A 2,284-nucleotide genomic window follows, 5' to 3' on the forward strand; every position below is an offset into this window, starting at 1 on the left:
GGGGGGGGCGGGGGGCGGGCCGGGACCGCGCGCCTATCCGGGGGGCGGTGTGACCGGCGCCGGCCAGCGCCTCGGTCAGGCTCAGCACCCGCGCGGGCGCCGGACCCGACGCGGTCACCAGCAGTGCGGCCAGTCCCAGCAGAGTGAGGGCGGTGCCCCGCCACTCGGTCGCGCTGACCCGCCGTCCGGCCGCCCGCGCGCCCAGCGGGACCGCCGCGACCAGGGTGAGCGCGCCCAGTGGCTGCACCACGGTCAGCGGACCGTACTTGAGGGCCACGACGTGCAGCAGCGCGGCGGCCGCGTTGAGCCCGACCGCCGACCACCAGGCGCCGGTGCCGAGCAGCCGCAGCAGGCCCGCGTTCGGCCCGCGGGAGGCGAGCCGTTCCTGGGCGACCGCGGCGGCCGCGTAGGCGACGGCCGAGACCAGGGACAGGGCGACGGCGAGCAGGACGGCGTTCATCGAGCCGCTCCCACCAGGACGGGCTCCTCCGGTACGAGCCCGGGTGTGCCGCGTCCCGCGGTGGTCGCCGTGCGGTGCGGCGGCTGGATGAGCGCGAGCGCGAGACCGAGCATGGCCGTGGCGGCGATCGCGTCGAGCCAGTAGTGGTTCGCCGTCCCCACGATCACCAGCAGCGTGACCGCCGGGTGCAGCAGCCACAGCCAGCGCAGGCGGGAACGCGTCGCCACCACCAGGCCGATCGCGACCATGAGGGCCCAGCCGAAGTGCAGGGAGGGCATCGCCGCGTACTGGTTGGAGAGGTGGTCGGTGCGCGGGGGGCCGTACACGGACGGCCCGTACACCCGGGCGGTGTCCACCAGACCGGTCGCGGCCAGCATCCGGGGCGGGGCGAGCGGGAAGGTGAAGGGCAGCACCAGGGCGGCGGCGGTGACCGCGGCCAGGACCCGGCGGGCCCAGACGTAGTGCGCCGGGCGCCGCAGGTAGAGCCAGGCCAGGAAGGCCAGGGTGGCCGGGAAGTGGACGGTCGCGTAGTAGGTGTTCGCGACCCGCACCAGGGTGTCGTTGTGCAGCAGCACCGACTGCACCCAGCCCTCGCCGGGAAGGTGCAGCGTCCGCTCCAGGTCCCACAGGCGGCCGGCGTTGTGGAGGGCCTCGCCGGTGTGACCGGTGGCCAGTTGGCGGCCGAGCTTGTAGACGAGGAAGAGCCCCGCGACGAGCAGGAGCTCACGGACGAGCGGGGGCCTGGCTCGGGCACCCCGCTCGGGTTCTTCAGGCTCGGTTCGGGCATTCATCCCCCGGCCCCTTCGCTGACGGTGGTGCGTGCAGTGGTGCGTGCTGAGCCCCGGGCCGCGGCCCGAACTCATCGATACGTCGCCGTACCGGTACGCCAGTGTACCGATACGCCGAAGTACCGGTACACTGACGTATCGATAGACGTACGACACACTGGATACAGGTTTCGAAGCCGCGCTCGAGGACCGCTTCAGGCGGGGTCGAGCGCGGGCAGGGCGCCCGAGTCGCACACGAGTGAGGAGAGAGCGCATGACGTCGCAGGCCGCGGACGGACCGGAGACGGTCGCAGCCACGCGCCGCTCCAAGATCACGCCGGAGCGTGAGCGGGAGTTCTTCGACGCCGTGCTCGAGCAGATCCGCGAGTGCGGCTACGACTCCCTCACCATGGAGGGCGTCGCGGCCAGCACCCGGTGCAGCAAGTCCACGCTCTACCGCCAGTGGAAGACCAAGCCCCAGTTCGTGGCGGCCGCGCTGCGCGCCCATCGCAAGGTGCGCTTCGCCGGCATCGACACCGGGGCGCTGGCGGAGGACCTGCGCCAGGCGGCGCGCGCGGCGGGGGACTGGTCGGGCAAGGACACGCGGCTGATCCAGGCGCTCGGTCACGCGATCACCCAGGATCCCGAGCTCCAGCAGGCGCTGCGCGAGACGCTCGTCGATCCCGAGGTCGCCGCGCTCCAGGAGATCCTCAGGCGCGGGGTGGAACGGGGCGAGGTGCGCGCGGACCATCCGGCGCTGGAGTACATCCCCGCCATGATGTTCGGTGTGCTGCGCGCCCGGCCGGTGCTGACCGGCCAGTACGCCGACTCCGACTATCTCGTCCGGTTCGTGGAGGCGGCCGTGCTGCCCGCGCTCGGACTGACCTGAGACTCAGGCCGCCGTCCATGGGATGACTGGACGGTGACCTGCAGGCGCCGCACCGTGGGGACGGGGGCGGCGCGCACCCCCGGCCGGGGGGGGGGGGGGGGTCGGAGAGTCTTCTCCGCGCCCCCCCCCCCACCCACCCACGCGGCCGGCCCCCGCCCCCCCCCCGGG

General features: G+C 74.0%; 2 protein-coding genes and 1 pseudogene. 1 reads left to right on the top strand and 2 read right to left on the bottom strand.

What is annotated here, in order from left to right; all coding sequences use genetic code 11:
* Both ACFW2E_RS45530 and ACFW2E_RS45535 read right to left on the bottom strand, forming a co-directional pair.
* Nucleotides 1-460, bottom strand: a pseudogene (locus tag ACFW2E_RS45530) (hypothetical protein); the annotation flags it as partial.
* On the bottom strand, nt 457-1,251 hold the full coding sequence (locus tag ACFW2E_RS45535) for a phosphatase PAP2 family protein (protein ID WP_384477690.1): 795 nt from the start codon (nt 1,249-1,251) through the stop codon (nt 457-459). The pseudogene ACFW2E_RS45530 and the gene ACFW2E_RS45535, both read right to left, overlap by 4 nt.
* A gap of 250 nt (nt 1,252-1,501) precedes the next feature.
* Here ACFW2E_RS45535 and ACFW2E_RS45540 point away from each other — a divergent pair, with 250 nt between their 5' ends.
* Nucleotides 1,502-2,116: a TetR/AcrR family transcriptional regulator C-terminal ligand-binding domain-containing protein gene (locus ACFW2E_RS45540; protein WP_384477693.1), complete on the top strand. Its 615-nt coding sequence runs from the start codon at nt 1,502-1,504 to the stop codon at nt 2,114-2,116.
* Nucleotides 2,117-2,284: the final 168 nt, after the last annotated feature.

This window comes from Streptomyces sp. NPDC058964 (genome assembly GCF_042741275.1).
Classification (GTDB): domain Bacteria; phylum Actinomycetota; class Actinomycetes; order Streptomycetales; family Streptomycetaceae; genus Streptomyces.

Bases quoted from the DNA above. Each gene is read 5' to 3' on its own strand.
- ACFW2E_RS45535 (WP_384477690.1), bottom strand. From the start codon at position 1,251: ATGAATGCCCGAACCGAGCCTGAAGAACCCGAGCGGGGTGCCCGAGCC.
- ACFW2E_RS45540 (WP_384477693.1), top strand. From the start codon at position 1,502: ATGACGTCGCAGGCCGCGGACGGACCGGAGACGGTCGCAGCCACGCGC.